Consider the following 21,035-nt stretch of genomic DNA (forward strand, 5'->3'; position numbering starts at 1 on the left):
AGAGTGCGCGCCATTCTCGTCGGAGGAATCGTGCGCTTCATTTCTGACTGGCTGGCCGCCGCGCCCTATCGCGCGGTCGTCCTCAACATCGCGATGCTGGTACTGCTGCTGGCGCTGGTCGACAGCGCGGCGCTGTTCGCGCTGGTCGGCGCGTCGTGCCTCGCCGCGGCCGGCCTCGTCGGCCTGCGGGGCGCCTTGCGCGCGAGCTTCCGCCGCGGTGCCGGCGCGCGAGCCGCCTTCGACCGGGTACTTGTCTGGCTGCCCGGTGCGGCGGCGCTGACCCTCGGTGCGGTGGGGCTTCATCTTGCCGTGACCGCTCCGGCGGGATCGATCCTGCACCTGGCGGGCATCGCGCTCTTCGGCTTCGAGCTGGTGATGCTCGCGCTGCCGGCCGACGAGACGCCGGCCCGGGCGAAGGCCGCGTGAGATGGATTTTCCGGTCTTCCATCTCGACGTCTTCGGCAATCGCGGCCTAATCGCCGTCATTGCCGTCCTGCACGTCCTGATCAATCACGGGCTGGCGGTCGGCATGATGCCGCTGGTCGCCTGCATGGAATGGTACGGACATCGCAAGCAGGACCCACGCTGGGACCGGCTCGCCTACCGCATCCTGTTCGTGAGCTTCCTGGTGACCACGACCGTGGGCGCGCTGACCGGCGTCGGCATCTGGCTGTCCGTCTCGCTGGTCAATCCCTATTCGATCGGCAGCCTGATCCGCGTCTTCTTCTGGGCGTGGTTCGTCGAATGGCTGGTCTTCATCACCGAGGTCTGCCTGATCCTCGCCTACACGCTGACCTGGAAGTCGTGGCGCGAGGGCGCGGCCAAGCGGCAGCACATCCGGCTCGGCTTCGCGCTCGGCCTGTTCTCGTGGATCACGATGGCGATCATCGTCTCGATCCTCGGCTTCATGATGGATCCGGGCAACTGGCTGTCCGAGAACACCCTGCTCTCGGGCTTCGGCAATCCCGTGTACCTGCCGCAGCTCGCCTTCCGCACGCCGCTGGCGGCGGCCATGGCCGGCATCATTGCGCTCTTCCTCATTCCGTTCTTCGTCAAGCGCGACGATCCGTTCCGCAACCAGGCGACGCGCGCGGTCGGCCTCTGGACGCTTCTCTTCGCGCCCTTCGTCGTTGCGGGCGGCTACTGGTACTACAGCGTGGTGCCGGCGACGATGAAGGACAACCTCGCCGTCTCGACGCTGACGCTGCAGTTCAGCGGCTGGCTCGACGACTTCCTCTGGATCGCGCTGGCCACGGTCGTTGCGATCCTGGTCATCGTGCAGATCGCGATCAAGCGGCCGGGCCTGTTGCCGCGCGTCGCCACCGTGGTGCCCTTGCTCGCGATCCTGTGGCTGACCGGCCATTTCGAGCGGGTGCGCGAGTTCATCCGCAAGCCCTACATCATCGGCCAGTACATGTACGCCAACGGGCTGAGGGTTGAGGACTATGCGCTGCTGCAGCGCGACGGCGTGCTGGCCTACGCGACCTACTCCAATCCGCTGACCGAGGCCGAGAAGACGTTCGTCCCGGTCAGCCTGCCGGAAGCCGATCGCACGGCGGCGCTGGCGCGTCTGCAGAAGGGCAAGGACGTGTTCATGGACACCTGCTCGCGCTGCCACACGACGCACGGCGTCAATGGTGTGGCCGGCCATCTGCAGCGCATGTTCGGCGACGCACGATGGACGCCCGATCTCACGGCCGACTACATCGCCAACATGCACAACGCCCAGCCCTATATGCCTCCGTTTCCGGGCAACAAGGACGAGTTGGGTTTCCTCGCCACCTATCTCGAGCAGCTCCAGGGCAACAAGGCACCGGTTCCGGGCGCGCAGCAGGCGGGTGTCGCAATTCGCCCCGCGGGCGAGGCGAAGCTCGCCGATGGCGCGGCCTCCGGCCCGGTGGCGCCAAACCAGGGAGCACGCAAGTGAACCAGATCCCCGTTCCCCGCGACATCCCGCTGCCCATGCCGGCGCCTGAGCCGCTGCTGGTCGTGGTGCTCGTGTTCTTCTTCCTGCTGCACATCGCCTTCGTGAACTTCATGGTGGGCGGTGCGCTGATCTCGGTCTGGTACGAGATCAAGGGTCTGAAGAACCGCCGCTACGACCGGCTGGCCTACGAGGTCGCCTCGACGATCACCGCGAACAAGAGCATCGCGGTCGTGCTGGGTGTCGGGCCGCTGCTGGCCATCAACACGCTCTATACGGTCTATTTCTACACGGCGAACGCGCTCACCGGCACGTTCTGGATCGCGATCGTCCCGCTGGTGGTCGTGGCCTTCCTGCTCACCTATGCGCACAAGTATCTCTGGCACGCGATGGAGGGCCGCAAGGCGCTCCACATCGCGATCGGCGCGGCGTCCTGCCTGATCTTCCTGTTCATCCCACTGATCTTCCTCACCAACGTGAACCTGATGCTGTTCCCGGAGAAGTGGGGGACGGTGCAGGGCTTCTTCTCGGCACTCCTGTTGCCCAACGTGCTGCCGCGCTACGCCCATTTCCTGCTGGCCTGCCCGGCGATGACGGGCCTGCTCATGGTCTGGCTGTTCCGCCGCCGCAGCGAGGCGGCGCTGGCCGGCACGGGCTGGCAGCGCGACGAGTTGATGCGAACCGGTTATCGCTGGGCCCTGTGGCCGACCGTCGGCCAGTTCTTCGTCGGGCCGGTCGCGCTGCTGACCCTGCCCACCACCCAGGGCACGCCCGCGACGCTGATGGGGATCTTCGGCGTGGCCATCCTGGTCTCGATCTGGATGACCCTGCTGATGTTCGCCGAGACGCGTCGACCGGCGGCACGTATCGGCGGTAGCTTCGTCTCGATCTGTGGCCTGATGATCGTGGTGCTCGGGCTGATGGGCGCCGGACGGCACGTCTATCGCGAGGCTGCCGTGGCGCCCCATCGGGAGCTCGTCCGCGCCAAGACCGAGGACTATATGCGCCGCGTCGACGAGGCCAACCGCGCCGCCGGCGCGGCGCAACGTCCGGCGCGGCCATGAGCCAGACGAGATCCGTATCGGCGACAACGCGCCGCAGCCGCTTCGCGATCTGGATTCGCCGCTATTTCTGGCTCTGGATCGCCTATCAGACGGTGAAGGGTCTCGCGACGAACACTTTCGTTTGGCTGCCGCTTCTGTACGTGTTCCTGTCGACGTGACGGGGCCACGAAAGGAGCGCGACGATTTCCGCGCAGGACACCGCAAACCGCAAGAACCTGCTGCTGCTGATCCAGCTTCGCTGGATCGCGGTGCTGGGGCAGGTCGCGACCATCGCCTTCGTGCAGTTCGTCCTGCACGTCGCGCTGCCGCTCTCCTCGATGCTGGCGGTGGTGCTGTTCCTGGTCGTCCTCAATGGGATCAGCCTGTTGCGCCATCGCACCGGCGCATCGACCACGGGCGGCGCGCTGCTGCTCGAACTGCTGCTCGACGTCGCCGCCCTTACGACGCAGCTCTATCTGAGTGGCGGGGCGTCGAACCCGTTTGTCTCGCTCTATCTGCTGCAGGTCATCCTCGCGGCCGTTCTGCTGGAGGCGCGGCCGGCGTGGATCCTGGTCGGCGTGACCACGGCCTGCTTCGTCGGGCTCACCCTGTTCAGCCGGCCGCTCGACCTGCCGCACCGGCATGATGGAGATCCTTTCGGTCTCCACCTGCAGGGCATGTTCATCGCCTATGTGCTGGCGGCGGGCCTGATCGTGTTCTTCGTCACCCGCATCGGCCGCAACCTGCGGGAGCGTGACGCCCGTCTCGCCGCGCTGCGCCAGCGCTCGGTCGAGGAGGAGCTGGTGGTGCGCATGGGCCTGCTCGCCTCCGGGGCCGCGCACGAGCTGGGCACGCCGCTCGGCACGCTCTCGGTGATCGTCAACGACTGGCAGAGGATGCCGGCCCTCACCGCCGATCCCGATCTTGCCGAGGACCTCGAGGCGATGGAGGAGCAGCTCCTGCGGTGCAAGGAGATCGTCTCGAAGATCCTGTCCTCGTCGGGCGAGATGCGGGCCGAGGGCACGGGTCCCACCACCGTCGCGCGCTTCTTCGATTCCCTCGTCGAGGATTGGCGGACCAGCCGCTGGCCGTCCGGCCTGCATTACGACAACCGCTTCGCGCCCGACCTGGCCATTGCGACCGACGTGGTGCTGGCCCAGGGCATCGCCAACATCTTCGACAATGCGCTGGAGGCATCGCCCGACTGGGTATCGATCGCGCTCGGCCGCGAGGGCGACGCGGCGGTGTTGAGGGTCGAGGATCGCGGGCCGGGCTTCGCCGACCGGATCCTCGCCCACTTCGGCAAACCCTACCAGACGACGAAGACGCGGCCGGGCAGCGGGCTCGGCCTGTTCCTGCTGGTCAACGTGGCGCGCAAGCTGGGCGGCGAGGTCAGGGCGGAGAACCGCGCCGGCGGCGGCGGGCGCGTCGTCGTGCGGCTGCCGCTCGCCCGCCTCGCGCTGGAGTCTCGCCATGGCGGATAGGCCGCGCCTGCTGATCGTCGACGACGACCCGGCCTTCGCGCGCGCGATGCGACGCTCCTTCGAGCGACGGGACTACGAAGTGCGCGCCTGTTCGACCTCAGGGGCGCTCGACGAGGCGTTGCGCGACTTCCGGCCGGGCTTTGCCATCGTCGACCTCAAGCTCGGCGGCGATTCCGGCCTGCATTGCGTGCGTCGTCTCGCCGCCCTCGACCCTTCCATGCGCATCGTCGTGCTGACGGGGTTCGCAAGCATCTCGACCGCCGTCGAGGCGATCAAGCTCGGCGCCTGCCACTATCTCGCCAAGCCGTCCAATGCCGACGACATCGAGGCGGCGTTTGCACGGGCCGACGGCGACGCCGCCGTGCCGCTCGGCACGCGCCCGACCTCACTCAAGACGCTGGAATGGGAGCGCATCCACGAGATGCTGGCCGAGACAGACTTCAACGTCTCCGAAACGGCGCGCCGCCTCGGCCTGCACCGCCGCACGCTGGCCCGCAAGCTGGCCAAGCGACGGGTCACCTGATCGGGTGCTCCTGTCTCTCCAGCTCGGTCTCGCTCTCGCTGACCAGAAGGACGAGGATCAGCATGCCGAGGCCGAGGAACGCGATGGGGCCCGCGAATTCGAGGCCGGCGACATTGACGGCGATCACGACCAGCGCCGCGATGTTGGCGAGGCCGAGTGGCGTGCCGACGATGCGGCCGATGGCGGCCAGTACCTGACCCAGCACACCCGCGGTGATCTCGACGGTGAAGCGCACGAGCAGCAGCGGCCAGCGCAGCAGGGCGGCGATCAGCGTCGTGACGCCGCCCAGCATGCCGACGGCGGCGGCGCCGGCCGTTATGGCGGCAGCGGCGATGGCACGCCCCACGAGGCGCGGCAGGCCATGGGGATCGGCGAGCAGGCGGCCGGCGATGCGCAGGGCCGATGGCAGGACTCCGAGGCCGATGCCGAGCAGCACGCCGATCTGGGCGCCGCGCAGCCCGCCGACGAGAAAGCCGATCAGGATGCACAAGCCGGTGTTGATGGCGACGGTGATGCCGAAAGCGGCACCGCGATAGCGGTCGAGGGATGACATGGTTTCTCCTTGGGAGATCTTGGAATGAAGGAAGCACTCGGCATCGACGGACCGCCCTTCCGAACGGCTTTCGCCGGGCAGGTCGTGGTGGTGTCGCAGGCAGCACGGCGGGCACGCGCAGGCGCCCCGCGGCGGGATCAGGCGATGAGGGGAGGGGCGCGGGCCTGGTGGGGGCCGTCGCGTATGCCCGCAGTCCCAACCGTGGGGGCGGCGGCCATGACGGATGCTGCGCGGACGACCGGCGGTTCGAGGCTGAAGATCGTCGAAGGGCCAACCATCGCCGTCGCGTGCGCGAGGCCCAGGCAGCATTCATGGATCTTCCCGGCGTCCGGGATTGAGCCCTCCGTCTCGTCCTCGGCAGCCGGCAGGCAGAACACACCCCAGGCGCGGGCCATTGTCATCGGTCCGCCGTCCCCCAGCAGGGCGGCATGGGCGAGCGGCTGGAGGAAATTGAGCGTGATCGCGAACAGGGCCGCGGCAAACGCGACCGCGCGCCTGCCGGTGACGGGGCCCGAACGATCCATGACGCTATACTAGAGGCCGCCCGGCAGGCCCCTCAAGCGGGCCCGCCCCGCGCAATGTCGCAGGGCCGGTCGACCTCTACCTGCGAGCCGAAGCCAGGCCCGAGGCGTTCAGCCCAGTGCGCCGGCACTGCGCAGCCGGTCCAGGCCCTGTTGGTCGTAGCCCAGTTCGCGCAGCACCTCGTCGGTATGGGCGCCGTGCTCCGGCCCAGCCCCGGGCGCTGCCGGTTCGGGCGCGAATGACATTCGGATCGGCGCGGAGATCGCGCGCGGCATGTCGTCCTGTCGAGTCTGCACGACCGCGCCGTTGGCCACGGCCTGCTCGTCGTCGGGCACGTCGCGCAGGACGCCGAGCAAACCGAAGGTGATCTCGTGGCGGCGCAGGCGCTCCTTCCATTCGGGCCAGGGACGGCCCGCAAAGACGGGATCGAGGATCGCCGCCAGGTCGGGGGCGTGGGCGCGCCGCTTCTCGGTCGTCTCGAAGCGCGGGTCGTCCATCAGGTCGGTGCGCTCGAGCGCCTGGCAGAGTTCGGGCCAGAGCTTGTCCTCGCGCACGATGGTGAGCTGGATCCAGCGGCCGTCGGAGGTGCGGTACTGGTTGGCCAGCGCGCTGCGCGGCTTGGTACGCGGCGGGCGCGGCGCAACATAGGCGCCGAGCAGGGCGCCCTGGGCCAGGATCGCATTCGACCACAGGCCGCTCGCATGCAGCGACGTGCCGACCTCGCTGCCCTCGCCGGTGCGTTCGCGGTGCAGCAGCGCCATGGCGATGGCGGCGAACAGGTTCATGCCGGCCATCTGGTCGCCCTGCGCCGGCAGGGAGAAAGCGGGCGGGCCGCCTTCGTAGGTCAAGGCGTCGAGCAGGCCGGAGCGGGCGAAGAAGGCGGTCGAGTCGAAGCCCGGCTGGTCGGCGTCCGGGCCCTGCTCGCCGTAGCCGGTCAGCGAGGCATAGATCAGGCGCGGGTTGGCGGGCTTCACGTCGTCGTAACGCATGCGCAGCCGCTCGCGGACCTTCAGCGGGAAGTTCACCACCATGACGTCGGCCGTGGCGACCAGACGGTCGAACGCCTCGCGTCCCAGCGGGTTCTTGAGGTCGAGCACGACCGAGCGCTTGTTGCGGTTGGTCATGTGCCAGCAGAAGTTGACCGGATGCTGCGGAATTGAATGGGCCTGGCCGAGCTTGCGCTGCGGGTCGCCCTCGCCGGGCGGTTCGATCTTGATGACTTCGGCGCCGTAGTCGCCCATCACCGTCGTGGCGACGGGGGCGGCGATGAAGCTGGCCAGGTCGAGGACCCTCAGGCCCTGCAACGGCAACGGTCCGCTCATTGAGTTTTTCCTTTCGAACGCCTACACCCAGCCTATCCGGGGAGAAAGCTTTCAGGTCAATGGCCGGCAGGTTTCGCAATTTCTGGCTGGTAGGCGCCTTTCTGCTCGTGATCCTCGCGGTCGGGCTCGTCCTGCAGTCGGCCCTGTGGGCCTGCGTTGCCGCCGCCCTGCTGGGTATCGTGGGGGTCGTCACGTTGCGCGGCAATCGCTGGCGCAGCGCCGCGCTGCTCGCGACCGCGCTGGCGCTCAGCCTGGTGGCGCTCGACCTCTTCGCCGGCCTGCTCTCGCCGAAGGCCATGAACATGGGCGTCGTGACCCGCACGATCCCCCAATGGTGGCCGCCGCCCGACCCGATCCTCGGCTTCCGTCCGAAACCCGACAGTGAAGTCATCGCCACCGCCACCTGGGGCTCCGAACTCGTCTATCGCCAGACCTATCATTTCGATGCCGCCGCGGCGCGCGTGACGCCGCCGGCGCCGGACGCGACCGACACCTACCTTTTCATCGGCGATTCGTTCATCTTCGGACAGGGGCTGAGCGACGACGAGACGATGCCGTCGCAGTTTGTGAAACAGAACGCGCCGGCGGCCCGCAGCGTCAATCTCGGTGTGCCGGGCTACGGACCCAACCACCTCGTCCGCGCCTTTGAAGCCGGGCTCCTCGACCGCTATGCCGACCGCAAGGTCAAGGCGGTGGTGACCTGGATCATCCCGGCGCATCTGCAGCGGGTCACGGGCGACGGCTCCTGGCTCGGCTCCTCGCCGCGCTATGTGCTGGAGAACGGCAAGCTGCGCTATACCGGGAGCTTCAACGAGCATCGCTGGCGTGATCCCATCGCTGGCCTGCACTACCTGCTCGGCCAGCATTTCGCCTTCATCGAGGCGATCGGCCAACGTCAGCGCCAGGAGGAGCAGATCGAGCTGTTCCTGGCCTTGATGGCGAAGCTGCAGGCCGAGGCGCGCGAGAAATTCGGCGCGCCCCTCGTCATCATCTATTCCTGGCCTGACGAGCAGACCCGGCATCGCTACGGCGATTCGAAAGTGGAGCAGCCCCTGCTCGTCGACACGCTCGTACGCCTGCGCAAGCTCGGCGCGCCGATGGTGGGCGAGTCCGCCACGACGTTCGGCAGAGACCCCAGGACGCTGGCCATCCCGCATGACGGTCATCCCTCGGCCCTCGCCACGGATCTGATCGCCGCCGCCTTGAAGAAGCTGCTGCAAGGATCCTGATCGACATCCTGAACGGGCAGCGTCTCAATCGCCCGTTTCATTTGACAGCTCCCCTGCAATCCCGGCAGCCTGTGGCCAACAGGATCGTCCGCATGAACGGACGGCCGAGGAAGCGTCTTTGCGGGAGAATGACCAGGGTGAGCCTTTTCACGCCCAAACTCTTGCCTGATGAGCCCGTTCCGGCCCTTTCGGCCGGTTTTCCCGGCGTTGACGACGGGAAGGGTTGATGCAGGCCTATATCGTGCGCCGTGTCCTGGCGCTCATTCCGACTCTGTTCTTCGCCAGCCTCATCGTTTTCGTGACGGTGCGCATGATTCCCGGCGACGTCATCGACCTGATGCTGAGTCAAAACGACATCGCGGCCTCCAAGATGGGCCGCGAACAGCTCGAGCAGGCGCTGGGCCTCGACCAGCCGATGTGGATCCAGTACGGACGCTGGGTCGGCGCCATCCTCTTCCACGGCGATTTCGGCCGCTCGCTCTGGCAGAACACGCCTGTCGCCGAGCAGCTCCTGCAGCGCCTGCCCGTCACCTTCGAACTCGGCCTGATGGCGCTGATCGTGGGCCTGTTCGTCGCCATTCCGATCGGCGTCTACTCGGCGATCCGCCAAGACACGCCCGGTGACTACGTGGCGCGTTCCTTCTCCATCCTGATGCTGGCGGTGCCGAGCTTCTGGCTGGGCACCATGGTGATGGTGTTCCCGTCGATCTGGTGGGGATGGTCGCCGCCCATCCAGTTCGTGCCCTTTTCGAAGGATCCGTGGGGCAACCTCAGCCAGATGATCATCCCGTCGATCATCCTGGGCTGCGCCCTCTCGGCCATCACCATGCGCCTCACGCGCACCATGATGCTCGAGGTGCTGCGCCAGGACTTCATCCGCACCGCCTGGGCCAAGGGGCTGGGCGAGAGACTGGTGGTGGCGCGGCATGCGCTGCGCAACGCGCTGATCCCGGTGGTGACCCTGATCGGCCTGCAGGCCCCGCTGCTGATCGGCGGCGCCGTCATCATGGAGCAGATCTTCGTCATTCCCGGCATGGGCCTGCTGCTGCTCGATGCGGTCAGCCAGCGCGACTATCCCATCATCACCGGCGTGTTCCTGATCGTGGGCGTCGCGGTGATGGTCATCAACCTGATCGTCGACCTGAGCTACGGCCTGCTCGATCCAAAGGTGAGGTACCGCTGATGGCATCGGTCGCCGAAACCACGGCCGTCGTCCCGCCGCGCCGCAAGCGCGGCCCGGTGCTGCATTTCCTCGGCCGTCTGTTCCGGGAGAAGCCGCTGGGCGCCGCCGGGGCGGTCGTGTTCGTGCTGTTCCTGTTCTGCGGGATCTTCGCCGACGTGCTGGCGCCCTACGGCATGAACCAGATCTCGCCGCTCAACCGGCTGAAGCCCCCGTCCTGGGCCTTCCCCTTCGGCACCGACAATCTCGGCCGCGACATGCTCTCGCGCTGCCTCTACGGCGCCCAGCTCTCGGTCATCATCGGCTTCTGCGCCGCGGGCATCGCCACGATCATCTCGGTCTTCCTCGGCATCATCTCGGGCTATCTCGGCGGCAAGTTCGACCTGGTGCTGCAACGATTCGTCGATGCCTGGATGAGTTTCCCCGACCTCATCATCCTGATCGTGGTCGTGTCGGTCGTCGGGCCCGGCATGCCGCAGATCATCGTGACGCTGGGCCTGCTGCTGGGCATCGCCGGCTCGCGCATCATCCGCGGCGCCGTCGTGTCGGTGCGCGAGAACATGTACGTCCATGCCGCGCAATCGACCGGTGCGTCGACCTTCCGCATCCTGTGGCGCCACATCCTGCCCAACGTCATGGCGCCGGTGATCGTGCTGTTCACCACCCGCGTCGGCACGGTGATCCTGGCCGAATCGGGCCTGTCCTTCCTCGGCCTCGGCGTGCCGCCGCCAGCACCGACCTGGGGCGGCCTGCTGTCGGGCAGCGGGCGCACCTTCATGCTGCAGGGGCCGTGGCTCGCGCTGGCGCCGGGCCTCTGCCTCACCATCGTGGTCTATGCCACCAACATGTTCGGCGACGCCCTGCGCGATCTTCTGGATCCGCGAATGAGGGGCTCACACTGACGAAACCAACGAAAAGAAACGCGGAGGAAACGATGACGATGAAGAAGTGGGCCAGGGGGCTCCTGTCCGGCGCGCTGGGACTGGCACTCGCCGGAACGGCGCAGGCGCAACAGGAGAAGCCGCACTATGGCGGCACGCTGGAAGTCGGCACCGTCTACGTTACGCTGTCGGCCCTGTCGTTCGATCCGGCCGACTGGAACTGGAAGCTGAACCACGATACCGGCCAGTTCTACGAACAGCTCTTCGCCGCCGACCTCTCCCAGAGCAAGCGCAACGGCGGCAAGTATCCCTTCTATGCCGATGCCTGGCTACCCTCCGATGCGATCCGCGGCGAGCTCGCCGAGAAGTGGGTGTGGAGCGACAATCCGCTCAAGCTCACGATCGACCTGCGCAAGGGCGTGATGTTCCCCGAGAAGCCGGGCGTCATGAAGGAGCGCGAGCTGACCGCCGAGGACGTCGTCTTCGCCTTCAATCGCCTGGTCAACAGCCCGAAGAAGATCGCGGGCTATTTCGACCATGTCGAGAAGGTCGAGGCGACCGGCAAGTACACCGTCGTCTTCACCTTCAAGTACTTCAACGCCGAGTGGGATTATCGCTTCGGCTGGGGCTACTACTCGACCATCACGCCGAAGGAAGTGGCCGATGCCGGCGCCACCAACTGGAAGAATGTGAACGGCACCGGTCCGTTCATGCTGAGCGACTTCGTCCAGGGCAGCTCCAACACCTATTCGAAGAACCCGATCTACTGGGACAAGGAGAAGATCGACGGCGTCGAGTACAAGCTGCCGTTCCTCGACAAGGTCGTCTATCGCACGATCAAGGACGAGGCGACCTATCTGACGGCGCTGCGCACGGCCAAGCTCGACCTCCTGGAGAACATCCGCTGGAGCGCCGCCGACGACCTGAAGAAGACGACGCCGCAGCTCAAATGGTCGCGCTGGCTGGGCATGAGCGGGCAGTTCCTGGCGATGCGGGTCGACACCAAGCCGTTCGACGACATCCGCGTTCGCCGCGCGCTCAACATGGCGGTCAACAAGCAGGAGATCGTGAAGGCCTATTACGGCGGCAACGCCGAATTGTTCGCCTACCCGCAGCACCCCGACTATCTCGGCTATTTCGAGCCGCTGGAGGCGATGCCGGAATCGGTGAAGGAGCTTTACGCCTTCAATCCCGACAAGGCGAAGAAGCTGCTGGCCGAGGCGGGCTACCCCAAGGGCTTCAGCTTCAAGGTCCAGGTCTGCTCCTGCAATCCCGACCACATGGACCTGCTGCCGCTGGTCGCCGCCTATCTCGAGGCGGTGGGCGTCAAGCTCGAGATCCAGCCGATGGAATATGCGGCCTTCCTCTCGGCGATGACGACCAAGACGAACGCCCCCGGCTACTTCATGAACAACGGCCACACCAACCCGACGACGACGATCCGCAAGAGCTTCGTCACCAAGGAGGTGTGGAACCCGTCGCAGTATTCCGACCCGGCCTTCGACAAGAAGGTGGCCGAGATGTACCTCGAGCGGGACGAGGCCAAGCGCCAGGTCATGATCAAGGCGCTGACGCGCGAGATCCTCGAGAAGACGCCGTATATCTGGCTGCCGACTCCCTACATCTATACGGCGTGGTGGCCGTGGGTGAAGGGCTACAATGGCGAGCTGCGCGCCGGCGCGGTCCGTCCCGGCCCGATCTACGCCCGCATGTGGGTCGATCAGGACCTGAAGAAGAAGATGGGCAAGTGATTCTCAGCCCATGACCGCTCCGCTTCTCAGCGTCCGTAACTTGTCGACCCGCTTCCGCACCGAGCGCGGCACGGTGCGGGCGGTCGATGGCGTGTCGTTCGACGTGGCCGCCGGCGAGACGCTGGCGATCGTCGGGGAATCGGGCTCGGGCAAGAGCGTGACCGCGCTCTCGATCCTGCGCCTGATTCCCGATCCACCGGGCAAGATCGAGGAGGGCGAGATCCTCTTCGAGGGCCGCGACCTGCTGAAGCTCGACGATGCCGGCATCCGCGCGATCCGCGGCGACCGCATCGCCATGATCTTCCAGGAGCCGATGAGCTCGCTCAATCCGGCGCTGACGGTCGGCATGCAGGTCGGCGAGCCTATCAACCTGCACCGCAAGACGGTGTGGGCCAAGGCGCTCGACAAGGCCGCGGAGCTTCTGGGCAAGGTGCGCATTCCCGACGGGCGCAGCCGGCTGTCGTCCTATCCGCACCAGTATTCCGGCGGCATGCGCCAGCGGGTCATGATCGCCATGGCGCTGGCCTGCCAGCCGCAGCTCATCATCGCCGACGAGCCGACGACGGCGCTCGACGTCACCGTGCAGGCGCAGATCCTGGCGCTGCTCAAGGAACTGACGCGCGAGGCCAACTCGGCGATGATCCTGATCACCCACGATCTCGGCGTCGTGGCGCGCTACGCCGACCGCGTCGTGGTGATGTATGGCGGCCGCATCGTCGAGACCGCGCCGGCGCGGCAGCTCTACAAGACGCCGCGCCATCCCTATACGCGCGGCCTCATGGCCTCGGTGCCGCGCCTCGACGGCGACACCGACCGGCCGCTGGTGCCGATCGAGGGTCAGCCGCCCGATCTTGCCACCCTGCCGCCGGGCTGCACTTTCGCGCCGCGCTGCAAGGAGGCGACCGATCGCTGCCGAGCCGAGCGGCCGCCGCTGGTCGAGAGCGCCCCCAACCATTTCTCAGCGTGCTTCTTCCATGACCGCCTCGCAGCCTGACGCCATTCGCCCAGACACGGTTCTCAAGGTCGAGGGCCTGAAGATCCATTTCCCGATCACGGCGGGCGCGATCCTGCGCAAGCAGGTCGGCACGGTGAAGGCGGTCGACGGCGTGAGCTTCAGCGTGGCGCGCGGCGAGACGCTGGGGCTGGTGGGCGAATCGGGGTGCGGCAAGTCCACGACCGGGCTGGCCATCCTGCGCATGCTCGACGTCACCGACGGCAAGATCGAGTTCGAGGGCGAGGACATCACGCGCCATGACCGCAAGCGCATGCGGCCGATCCGCCGCCGCATGCAGATGGTCTACCAGGATCCCTACGGCTCGCTGAACCCGCGCATGAAGGTGGCCGACATCGTGGGCGAGCCGCTGGTCGTCCACGGCATGGCGTCCGACCAGGACAAATACCGCGCTCGCGTGGCCGACCTCCTGCGGATGGTCGGCCTTCTGCCCGACATGGCCGAGCGCTATCCGCACGAATTCTCCGGCGGCCAGCGCCAGCGCATCGGCATTGCCCGTGCGCTCGCCCTCGAACCCACGTTGTTGATCTGCGACGAACCGGTGTCGGCGCTCGACGTGTCGATCCAGGCGCAGGTGGTGAACCTGTTCATGGAGCTTCAGGAGCGGCTCGGCCTCACCTACATCTTCATCGCCCACGATCTCAGCGTCGTGCGCCACATCAGCGACCGTATCGCGGTGATGTATCTCGGCCGGATTGCCGAGATCGCCACCCGCGTCCAGCTCTACAAGGATCCGCTGCACCCCTACACGCAAGCGCTGCTGGCCGCCGTGCCGATCGCTGATCCGGAACTGGAAGCGGCCCGCGGCGCCGACATCATCGCCGGCGAAATCCCCAGCGCCATGCGCCCGCCGCCCGGCTGCCGCTTCCACACGCGCTGCCCCAAGGCGATGGACGTCTGCAAGGCGGTCGATCCGCCGCTTAAGGAGATGGAGGACGGACGAGCCGTCGCCTGCCACTTGCACTCATAGGAGGGCGCCACTCCAATGGCGCACATGGGCTTCGGGTGCGCGATCGGTAGATGCGTTACGGTCTCGTCCGCGCCAGGAATGGCTCACGATGTCAATCAAGGCAGAATTGTCATCCCGAGCGCAGCGAGGGGCCCTTGGGATCATAGATAAAGGTCCCTCGCTATGCTCGGGATGACAAAGGGCGTGAAACTGCGCCGACCTGGCAGGGTCAGAATTCCCCTCATCAAACCCGCCATGCATAGATGTATAAGCCTAGACACAAAGGCTTAGTGGAGGCTTCCGTGAGCATCACGACTTTCACCAGCAGGGAATTCAACCAGGACATTCGCCGAGCCAAGAAGGCGGCCGACGCCGGACCCGTCTTCATCACCGACCGAGGCCGTCCCGTCTATGTGTTGCTATCGATCCAGGAATATCGCCGGCTTACCGGCAGCGGCCGCAGCATCGCCGACGCCCTGGCTATGGACGGGGACGTGGAGTTTGAGCCGCCACGGAGCAACATCGTGCTCCGACCATCCTTATGAAAGCTGCAGCGCCGCACATTGTTCGAGGACCCAGGCCTTCCGTTCCTTGAACACCGACGACGGGCGGTTGACCTCGGGGCGCTGGTGGAACCAGCCGATGGTCGCCATCCAGCGGATCAGCCGGAACTGCGGGATCAGGCTCAGCGCTTCGTCGGGGACGGCGCGGCTGGCGCGATAGCCGGCCAGGAAGGCGCGCTCGATCTCGGCGGCATTCGGCTTGGTCTGCCAGTGCGTGAGCGCGGTGGCGATGTCGTACTGATGCCAGCCGTAGCCTGCGTCGTCGAAGTCGATGACGGTCAGCCGGTCGCCGTCGAAGACGATGTTGCCCGGGTGCATGTCGGCGTGGATCAGGCTGTAAGCGGACGAGTCCTGGCTCAGGCGGCTCAGCATGTCGTGCATATGCTGGCGGGCATCGAGCAAAAGGCGCCGCTCGCCGGCCGAGAGCGAGCGATGCTCCCAGAATTCGCCCCAGTGAGGCGCCATCCCCATCAGCCCGTCGCTGTCGAGCGCGTGGCGCTTGAACCCCGATGGCGGCCGCCAGGCGCTGGCCTGGTTGTGCATCGCCGCGGTGATGGCGCCGAGCTGCTTGAAGGACTCCTCGACGCGCGTCTGGTCGGCGGTTTCGGCGAGCACGTCGGAGAGAAGGCGGCCTTCCGTCCAACTCGCCAGGCCAGCGAAGCGCTGCTCGCCGGTGGCGGGGATCGTCACCGGCACATAGTCCTGTCCGTCGCGCGTCATCACGGCGTCGGGGACGTCGATGCCGGCCTCGGCGAGCGCGCGGATCCAGGCCCGCTCGGAAACCAGCTCCTCAAGCGTGTGATAGCCCGGCCGGTGCAGGCGAAAGACGTAGGCCCTTCCGTCCCGGCCGTCGGTGACCTTGAACGTCACGTTCTCGGAGAGCGACACCAGGGTCAGGTCCTGCGCGTCGATCGCAAAGGCCTTCAGGGCGGCGCGAGCGGCGGGCGTAAACGTCCGGTCGACGGTCTCGTTGTCCATCGAGGGCTCAGCCGTCGACTTCCGCCATCGTGGCATCGAAGGCGGTGATGAATTCCTCGGCATGGCTCTTCTGGAAGACCAGCGGCGGCCGGATCTTCACCACGTTCCTGTAGGCACCGGCATTGCTCGTGAGGAAGCCGCGATCCTTCAGGCGATTGATGATGTCGACCGCCTTGTCCATGTCGGGCTCGCGCGCGGCATCCGTCCCGGCGATCTCGACGCCGATGAACAGCCCGTGGCCGCGCACGTCGGCGATCGACGCGAAGCGGCCCTTGCGCTCGGCCAGCGCCGCTTTCAGGAACGCGCCCACCGTGGCGACGTTCTCGGCCAAGCGGTCGCGCTCGATGACGTCGATCACCGCCATGCCGACCGCCGCCTGCAGCGGGCTCGAGGCGAAGGTGTTGAAGTAGCGAGTCGCGGCGCGGAAGGTTTCGATCAGCTTTCGGCTCGCCGCGGTCGCGGCCAGCGGCAGGCCGTTGCCCATCGGCTTGCCGGTGACCACGATGTCGGGCGTGAAGCCCAGCACGTCGTAGCCCCACCAGACGCCGCTGCGGCAATAGCCGGCCTGGACCTCGTCGGCGATCACCAGGCCGCCCGCCGCGTGCACGATCTCCGTGGCGCGCGACATGAATCCACGCGGCACGTCGGGCAGGCCCTCGTTGGCGAAGATCGAGCAGACGATCAGGCCGGCGAAGCCCGTCCCGTCCTCCTCGAAGCTGCGGATGACTTGCCGCAGCCGGTCGAGATAGGCCTCGCAGAGTTCGTCCTCGCTGGCGCCGGGCACCAGCGGGCGCAGCATCTCGGGGAAGGGGATCGCGCGCACGTCGCCGGCGGTGTTCTGGCCGTTGCCGATGCGCGTCATCTTGCCGACCGCCTCGCTGTTGCCGTGATAGGTCGCGTTGGTGCAGACGATGCCCGCCTTGCCGGTCGCCATGCGCGCCATGCGCAGCGCCACCTCGTTGGCCTCGGTGCCGGAGCAGGAGAAGATCACGCTCTCGATCTTGGGCCCGTGCAGCGCCGCGAGCCGCTCGGCGAAGGTCACGATGCCTTCGTGCAGGTAGCGGCTGTGGACGTTGAGCGTGGACTGCTGGCGCGCCATCGCCTCGGCGACGTGGGGATTGGCGTGACCGACGCACGGCACGTTGTTGTACATGTCGACGTAGCGCCGGCCCTCGGGGTCGAACAGCTCGACGCCCTGGCCCCGCACGATGTGCAGGGGCGTGTTGTAGAAGAGGGGCGAGCCGGCGCCGAACGCGCGGTCGCGACGTGCTGCGAGTGAGTCAGCCGATGCCGTCGCGTTCATGGTCTCCGTCCTACATCTTCCCCGAAACGATGCGTGCGCCCAGAGCCCAGCGATGGACTTCGGACGGACCATCGTAGATTCGGAAAGCGCGGGAGTCGCGGAAGAAGCGCTCGACCACGGTGTCGCGGGTGATGCCGAGGCCGCCCAGGATCTGCATGCAGCGGTCGGCGACGCGGAAATAGGCCTCCGAGCAGATCACCTTCGACATCGAACTTTCGTTCGAGGCGCGCTCGCCTTGGTCGAGCAGCCACGCCGTGTGCCAGATCGACAGCCGTGCCTGGTTCATGTCCATCAGATTGTCGGCCAGCATGAACGAGACGCCCTGATGCTCGCCCAGCGTCTTGCCGAAGGCGACGCGATGGCGCGCATAGTCGGTGGCGATGTCCTGCGCGCGCACCGCCGCGCCCAGCCAGCGCATGCAGTGGCTGAGGCGCGCCGGCGCGAGCCGGACCTGGGCGTAGCGGAAGCCCTTGCCGATCTCGCCCAGCACGGCGTCGGCCGGCAGGCGCAGGTTCTTGATCTCGATCACGCCGTGGCCGCCGGTGAAGGAGGAATCCATCGTGTCGAGCGTGCGCTCGAGGCGGATGGCGGGATCGGGCAGGTCGGCCAGGAACATGGTGGCGTGGCCGTCCATCGGGCCGCCCTCGTTCTTGGCCATGATGATGGCGCAGCCCGCGCCCTCGGCGCCGGTGATCAGCCACTTGCGGCCGTTGATCACCCACTCGTTGCCTTCCAGCCGCGCCGTCGTCGTCATCAGGCTGGGGTCGGAGCCGGCGCCGCCAGGCTCGGTCATGCAGAAGATCGAGCGGATCTGGCCCGTCGCCATGCGCTTCAGGAAGTGCTCGCGCTGGTCGGGCCGGGCGACGACGTCGAGGAGGTGGATGTTGCCCTCGTCGGGCGAGGCGCAATGGATCGCCGTCGGCCCCAGGATCGAATAGCCCGCCGCCTCGAAGACATGGGCGCGGCCGACCTGGCTCAGCGCCTGGCCGCCATATTCCTTCGGCACCTGCGGCGCGAACACGCCGGCGGCCTTCGCCAGCTCGTTCATCTCGATCCGCAATTCGTCGGTCGGCCCGTGCGCCGTCCAGCGCGGATCGGTCTCGTAGGGAATGATCTTCTCTTTGACGAAGTCCTTCACCTTGGCGGCGAGATCGGTGATCGCCGCCGGCGGCGTGAAATTGAGGTCGTCGATCTTCTGCTTGGCCGTCACGAAACTCTCCCGCGTTTGCGGCCGGGAACCTAGCACGGGTCGCGGCGCGCTGAAGGGCGGGGATGGCGCCGGAGCGCCGCAGAGCAATATGCAACCTTTGCGTGCTTTACTAATGCACTATGCGTTCTTTAATTGTTCCCGGCGCGGGACGGGAGCTCAACATGCAGGCGACGGTTCGGACGGTGGCGTTCCAGGGCATCGATGTGTTGCCGGTGGATGTGCAGGTGCTGGTGGCGCCGGGGACCATCGCCTTCGCGGTGGTTGGGCTGGCGGACAAGGCGGTGGGCGAGAGCCGCGAGCGGGTGCGGGCCTGCTTCCGGGCGCTGGGGCTGGCCCTGCCGCCACAGCGCATCACCGTGAACCTGTCGCCGGCCGACCTCGCCAAGGAGGGCAGCCATTACGACCTGCCGATCGCGCTGGGCCTGCTGGCGGCGCTGGGTGTGCTGCCGCGCGAGAGCGTCGAGGGGTTCGTGGTGCTGGGCGAACTGGCGCTCGACGGCTCGTTGTGCCGGGTGCCCGGTGTGCTGCCGGCGGCGATTGCCGCCCAGGCGGCGGGGCGCGGCGTGATCTGCCCTTCGGTGTGCGGCGGCGAGGCCGCTTGGGGCGGCTTCGATTCCCTTCCGGACACCGAGCGGCCGCCGATCATTGCCGCGCCCTCGCTGCTGGCGCTGATCAACCATCTGCGGGGCCAACAGACCCTGCCGGCGCCCGAGGCGCTGATGGCCGACGATCGCGCGACCTATCCCGACCTCTCGGAGATCAAGGGCCAGGAGAGCGCCAAGCGCGTGCTCGAGATCGCGGCAGCCGGTGGCCATAACCTCTTGATGATCGGGCCGCCGGGCTCGGGCAAGTCGATGCTGGCCGCGCGCCTGCCCGGCCTGCTGCCTCCGCTCGATCCGGAGGAGGCGCTGGAAGCCTCGATGGTGCGCTCGCTGGCGGGTGACCTGGGCGAGGGACGCTTGAGCCGGCGGCGCACCTTTAGGGATCCGCACCATTCCGCGACGTTGCAGGCCCTGATCGGCGGCGGCGCGCGGCCCAAGCCCGGGGAGGTGTCGCTCGCCCATCATGGCGTGCTGTTCCTCGACGAGCTGCCCGAGTTCAACCGCGCCACCCTCGAAGCCCTGCGCCAGCCGCTGGAGAGCGGCCGGGTGACGGTGGCGCGGGCCAACGCGCACGTCACCTATCCGGCGCGCTTCCAGCTCGTGGCCGCGATGAACCCCTGCCGCTGCGGCCATCTGATGGATCCGAATCGCGCCTGCGCCCGAGGCCCGCGCTGCGGCGCCGACTACCAGGCCAAGCTCTCGGGCCCGCTGCTCGACCGCATCGACCTCACCATCGAGGTGCCCGCCGTCGCCGCCGCCGATCTCGCGCTGCCGCCGCCGGCCGAAAGCTCGGCCGACATCGCCGCCCGGGTCGCCGCGGCCCGAACCGTCCAGCGCGAGCGGCTGGCCAAGCTCGACGCCAAGGGCAAGCTGGTCGCCATCGAAGCCGACCCGGCCGCCGGTCTCCTGGCCGAGCGGGCCCGCAACTGGTCCAAGCCGCGCTGCAACGCCGACACCGACGGCGCCCTGCTGGCCGCCATTGCCGAACCCGATGCGGAGGGCCGCGCCCTGCTCGCCCGCGCCGCCGAACGCCTCGGCCTTTCGGCGCGCGCCTGGCACCGCACGCTCAGGGTCGCGCGCACGCTCGCAGATCTCGACGGCTCCGACGCCGTGCGCCGCCTCCACATCGCCGAGGCGTTGAGCTATCGGCGCCCGCAGTCTCGCTCGATGCTGGCGGCCTGACGCGAGCCCCGCTACCGGTCGCGGTTCTCCATCAGGACGATCGTCTGCCGCAGCGGCTGGGCGTCCACGGCGGTCTGGCCCTTGAAGGGCTGGTCCATGATGAACACGAAGCCGATGAAGGCGCCCATCACGGCCATCTGGGCCGAGAGAACATAGGCGCGGAAGGCGCTGCGCTGCATCGTGCTGGTGATGAACAACAGCATGAGGACAGCGAACAGGACGACCTGCCAATAGGGTTTCGGCAGGGCGAGCGTGACGGCGTTGAGTCGGGCGTCGCGCGATTCGACGATGGAGTCGAACGATCTCAGGATCTCGGCGTAGATCGTGGTCTCGCGGCCAGGCCGGGGATCGATGGCGAAGATCCCCCGGGACAAGGGGCCAAGGGTCGAGCGTATCTTGCTGCTTCGCTCGCCGCGCAGCATCGCCGGCCATTCGTCGTCGACGATCGCCTTCGTGTAGGCCAACAGGTGCAGCCGGAGCTCCGTGGTCGTGTCACCGCCATAGCGGCTGAGCAGCCGGTCGAGACGGTTGATCTGAGAGGCCTCGGTCGCCACCAGGGAATCGGCCTTGCGGAAGTTGCTCTCCGCCTCGACCAGGGTGAAGGCCAGCACCAGGCTGGTCATGGTGAAGAGCGTGGCCTGCATGCGCAGCACGAAGTCGTTGTTCTCGTTGCTGGTCCGCAGATAGGGCAGCCGATGCACCAGCGACGGCAAGGCGAGGATCGCGCCGGCCATCAGGAGCGCGCCGGCCACCAGCACGAGGGTCTCGGGAAGAGAGTACAGCCAGTCGATCATGATCCGATATCGGCGGTTGAGGGCGGCGCT

General features: G+C 67.4%; 21 protein-coding genes. 14 read left to right on the forward strand and 7 right to left on the reverse strand.

The features are described 5' to 3' along the window. The first annotated feature begins 30 nt into the window (after positions 1 to 30). The 6 genes from ACO07I_RS16340 to ACO07I_RS16365 all read left to right on the forward strand — a co-directional run bounded on the left by ACO07I_RS16340 (position 31) and on the right by ACO07I_RS16365 (position 4,974). The gene (locus tag ACO07I_RS16340; RefSeq protein WP_422009419.1) at positions 31 to 426 is read left to right on the forward strand and encodes a hypothetical protein; all 396 of its coding nucleotides are present in this window, start codon (positions 31 to 33) and stop codon (positions 424 to 426) included. 1 nt (position 427) lies between these two features. Then, positions 428 to 1,927: a c-type cytochrome gene (locus tag ACO07I_RS16345; RefSeq protein ID WP_422009421.1), complete on the forward strand. Its 1,500-nt coding sequence runs from the start codon at positions 428 to 430 to the stop codon at positions 1,925 to 1,927. Continuing rightward, positions 1,924 to 2,988, forward strand: a complete 1,065-nt coding sequence (locus tag ACO07I_RS16350; RefSeq protein WP_422009423.1) for a hypothetical protein — start codon at positions 1,924 to 1,926, stop codon at positions 2,986 to 2,988. The genes ACO07I_RS16345 and ACO07I_RS16350 overlap by 4 nt, the downstream gene beginning before the upstream one ends. Next, positions 2,985 to 3,146, forward strand: coding sequence for a hypothetical protein (locus ACO07I_RS16355; protein ID WP_422009425.1), 162 nt, complete (start codon positions 2,985 to 2,987; stop codon positions 3,144 to 3,146). The genes ACO07I_RS16350 and ACO07I_RS16355 overlap by 4 nt, the downstream gene beginning before the upstream one ends. A 90-nt stretch (positions 3,147 to 3,236) precedes the next feature. After that, a complete protein-coding gene (locus ACO07I_RS16360) occupies positions 3,237 to 4,451 on the forward strand; it encodes an ATP-binding protein (RefSeq protein WP_422009427.1) in 1,215 nt (404 codons plus the stop codon). After that, positions 4,441 to 4,974: a response regulator transcription factor gene (locus ACO07I_RS16365; protein WP_422009429.1), complete on the forward strand. Its 534-nt coding sequence runs from the start codon at positions 4,441 to 4,443 to the stop codon at positions 4,972 to 4,974. The genes ACO07I_RS16360 and ACO07I_RS16365 overlap by 11 nt, the downstream gene beginning before the upstream one ends. Here the strand turns inward: ACO07I_RS16365 and ACO07I_RS16370 are convergent. The 3 genes from ACO07I_RS16370 to ACO07I_RS16380 all read right to left on the reverse strand — a co-directional run bounded on the left by ACO07I_RS16370 (position 4,967) and on the right by ACO07I_RS16380 (position 7,371). Beyond that, positions 4,967 to 5,527 carry a hypothetical protein gene (locus ACO07I_RS16370; protein ID WP_422009431.1) on the reverse strand — a complete coding sequence of 187 codons (561 nt, stop codon included), beginning with the start codon at positions 5,525 to 5,527 and terminating at the stop codon, positions 4,967 to 4,969. The two genes, ACO07I_RS16365 and ACO07I_RS16370, sit on opposite strands and share 8 nt — an antisense overlap. A gap of 137 nt (positions 5,528 to 5,664) precedes the next feature. Continuing rightward, on the reverse strand, positions 5,665 to 6,051 hold the full coding sequence (locus ACO07I_RS16375; RefSeq protein ID WP_422009432.1) for a DUF2946 family protein: 387 nt from the start codon (positions 6,049 to 6,051) through the stop codon (positions 5,665 to 5,667). 108 nt (positions 6,052 to 6,159) lie between these two features. Further along, on the reverse strand, positions 6,160 to 7,371 hold the full coding sequence (locus tag ACO07I_RS16380) for a CaiB/BaiF CoA transferase family protein (protein ID WP_422009434.1): 1,212 nt from the start codon (positions 7,369 to 7,371) through the stop codon (positions 6,160 to 6,162). Positions 7,372 to 7,430: 59 nt separating this feature from the next. Between ACO07I_RS16380 and ACO07I_RS16385 the strand changes: the two genes are divergently transcribed. From ACO07I_RS16385 to ACO07I_RS16415, 7 genes are all read left to right on the forward strand, one after another. After that, entirely contained in the window at positions 7,431 to 8,600 is a 1,170-nt protein-coding gene (locus tag ACO07I_RS16385; RefSeq protein WP_422009435.1) for a hypothetical protein, read from the forward strand. Positions 8,601 to 8,826: 226 nt separating this feature from the next. Further along, positions 8,827 to 9,783: an ABC transporter permease gene (locus ACO07I_RS16390; RefSeq protein ID WP_422009437.1), complete on the forward strand. Its 957-nt coding sequence runs from the start codon at positions 8,827 to 8,829 to the stop codon at positions 9,781 to 9,783. Beyond that, positions 9,783 to 10,682 carry an ABC transporter permease gene (locus tag ACO07I_RS16395; protein WP_422009439.1) on the forward strand — a complete coding sequence of 300 codons (900 nt, stop codon included), beginning with the start codon at positions 9,783 to 9,785 and terminating at the stop codon, positions 10,680 to 10,682. The genes ACO07I_RS16390 and ACO07I_RS16395 overlap by 1 nt, the downstream gene beginning before the upstream one ends. A gap of 32 nt (positions 10,683 to 10,714) precedes the next feature. Next, on the forward strand, positions 10,715 to 12,412 hold the full coding sequence (locus tag ACO07I_RS16400; RefSeq protein ID WP_422009441.1) for an ABC transporter substrate-binding protein: 1,698 nt from the start codon (positions 10,715 to 10,717) through the stop codon (positions 12,410 to 12,412). A gap of 10 nt (positions 12,413 to 12,422) precedes the next feature. Next, positions 12,423 to 13,406 carry an ABC transporter ATP-binding protein gene (locus tag ACO07I_RS16405; protein WP_422009443.1) on the forward strand — a complete coding sequence of 328 codons (984 nt, stop codon included), beginning with the start codon at positions 12,423 to 12,425 and terminating at the stop codon, positions 13,404 to 13,406. Then, on the forward strand, positions 13,387 to 14,394 hold the full coding sequence (locus ACO07I_RS16410) for an ABC transporter ATP-binding protein (RefSeq protein ID WP_422009444.1): 1,008 nt from the start codon (positions 13,387 to 13,389) through the stop codon (positions 14,392 to 14,394). The genes ACO07I_RS16405 and ACO07I_RS16410 overlap by 20 nt, the downstream gene beginning before the upstream one ends. A gap of 281 nt (positions 14,395 to 14,675) precedes the next feature. Further along, positions 14,676 to 14,918, forward strand: a complete 243-nt coding sequence (locus ACO07I_RS16415) for a type II toxin-antitoxin system Phd/YefM family antitoxin (protein WP_422009445.1) — start codon at positions 14,676 to 14,678, stop codon at positions 14,916 to 14,918. On the opposite strand, the gene ACO07I_RS16420 is transcribed toward ACO07I_RS16415, so the two are convergent. From ACO07I_RS16420 to ACO07I_RS16430, 3 genes are read right to left on the reverse strand one after another with little or no spacing between them, the layout of a single operon-like run. Continuing rightward, the gene (locus ACO07I_RS16420) at positions 14,913 to 15,914 is read right to left on the reverse strand and encodes a phosphotransferase enzyme family protein (RefSeq protein ID WP_422009447.1); all 1,002 of its coding nucleotides are present in this window, start codon (positions 15,912 to 15,914) and stop codon (positions 14,913 to 14,915) included. The genes ACO07I_RS16415 and ACO07I_RS16420 overlap by 6 nt on opposite strands. Before the next feature lie 7 nt (positions 15,915 to 15,921). Beyond that, a complete protein-coding gene (locus ACO07I_RS16425; RefSeq protein WP_422009449.1) occupies positions 15,922 to 17,217 on the reverse strand; it encodes an aspartate aminotransferase family protein in 1,296 nt (431 codons plus the stop codon). A gap of 10 nt (positions 17,218 to 17,227) precedes the next feature. Next, positions 17,228 to 18,427, reverse strand: coding sequence for an acyl-CoA dehydrogenase family protein (locus tag ACO07I_RS16430; RefSeq protein ID WP_422009450.1), 1,200 nt, complete (start codon positions 18,425 to 18,427; stop codon positions 17,228 to 17,230). Positions 18,428 to 18,588: 161 nt separating this feature from the next. Between ACO07I_RS16430 and ACO07I_RS16435 the strand changes: the two genes are divergently transcribed. Beyond that, positions 18,589 to 20,211: a YifB family Mg chelatase-like AAA ATPase gene (locus ACO07I_RS16435; RefSeq protein WP_422009452.1), complete on the forward strand. Its 1,623-nt coding sequence runs from the start codon at positions 18,589 to 18,591 to the stop codon at positions 20,209 to 20,211. An 11-nt stretch (positions 20,212 to 20,222) separates the two neighbouring features. Here the strand turns inward: ACO07I_RS16435 and ACO07I_RS16440 are convergent, their stop codons facing one another. Next, positions 20,223 to 21,005: a hypothetical protein gene (locus ACO07I_RS16440; RefSeq protein ID WP_422009454.1), complete on the reverse strand. Its 783-nt coding sequence runs from the start codon at positions 21,003 to 21,005 to the stop codon at positions 20,223 to 20,225. Positions 21,006 to 21,035: the final 30 nt, after the last annotated feature.

Source organism: Reyranella sp., from assembly GCF_965227665.1.
Taxonomy (GTDB): domain Bacteria; phylum Pseudomonadota; class Alphaproteobacteria; order Reyranellales; family Reyranellaceae; genus Reyranella.

Excerpts from the sequence above, each read along its gene's own strand:
- ACO07I_RS16345 (WP_422009421.1), top strand. The coding sequence starts at position 428 with ATGGATTTTCCGGTCTTCCATCTCGACGTCTTCGGCAATCGCGGCCTA.
- ACO07I_RS16355 (WP_422009425.1), top strand. The coding sequence starts at position 2,985 with ATGAGCCAGACGAGATCCGTATCGGCGACAACGCGCCGCAGCCGCTTC.
- ACO07I_RS16365 (WP_422009429.1), top strand. The coding sequence starts at position 4,441 with ATGGCGGATAGGCCGCGCCTGCTGATCGTCGACGACGACCCGGCCTTC.
- ACO07I_RS16370 (WP_422009431.1), bottom strand. The coding sequence starts at position 5,527 with ATGTCATCCCTCGACCGCTATCGCGGTGCCGCTTTCGGCATCACCGTC.
- ACO07I_RS16375 (WP_422009432.1), bottom strand. The coding sequence starts at position 6,051 with ATGGATCGTTCGGGCCCCGTCACCGGCAGGCGCGCGGTCGCGTTTGCC.
- ACO07I_RS16380 (WP_422009434.1), bottom strand. The coding sequence starts at position 7,371 with ATGAGCGGACCGTTGCCGTTGCAGGGCCTGAGGGTCCTCGACCTGGCC.
- ACO07I_RS16385 (WP_422009435.1), top strand. The coding sequence starts at position 7,431 with ATGGCCGGCAGGTTTCGCAATTTCTGGCTGGTAGGCGCCTTTCTGCTC.
- ACO07I_RS16390 (WP_422009437.1), top strand. The coding sequence starts at position 8,827 with ATGCAGGCCTATATCGTGCGCCGTGTCCTGGCGCTCATTCCGACTCTG.
- ACO07I_RS16395 (WP_422009439.1), top strand. The coding sequence starts at position 9,783 with ATGGCATCGGTCGCCGAAACCACGGCCGTCGTCCCGCCGCGCCGCAAG.
- ACO07I_RS16400 (WP_422009441.1), top strand. The coding sequence starts at position 10,715 with ATGACGATGAAGAAGTGGGCCAGGGGGCTCCTGTCCGGCGCGCTGGGA.
- ACO07I_RS16405 (WP_422009443.1), top strand. The coding sequence starts at position 12,423 with ATGACCGCTCCGCTTCTCAGCGTCCGTAACTTGTCGACCCGCTTCCGC.
- ACO07I_RS16410 (WP_422009444.1), top strand. The coding sequence starts at position 13,387 with ATGACCGCCTCGCAGCCTGACGCCATTCGCCCAGACACGGTTCTCAAG.
- ACO07I_RS16420 (WP_422009447.1), bottom strand. The coding sequence starts at position 15,914 with ATGGACAACGAGACCGTCGACCGGACGTTTACGCCCGCCGCTCGCGCC.
- ACO07I_RS16425 (WP_422009449.1), bottom strand. The coding sequence starts at position 17,217 with ATGAACGCGACGGCATCGGCTGACTCACTCGCAGCACGTCGCGACCGC.
- ACO07I_RS16435 (WP_422009452.1), top strand. The coding sequence starts at position 18,589 with ATGCAGGCGACGGTTCGGACGGTGGCGTTCCAGGGCATCGATGTGTTG.
- ACO07I_RS16440 (WP_422009454.1), bottom strand. The coding sequence starts at position 21,005 with ATGATCGACTGGCTGTACTCTCTTCCCGAGACCCTCGTGCTGGTGGCC.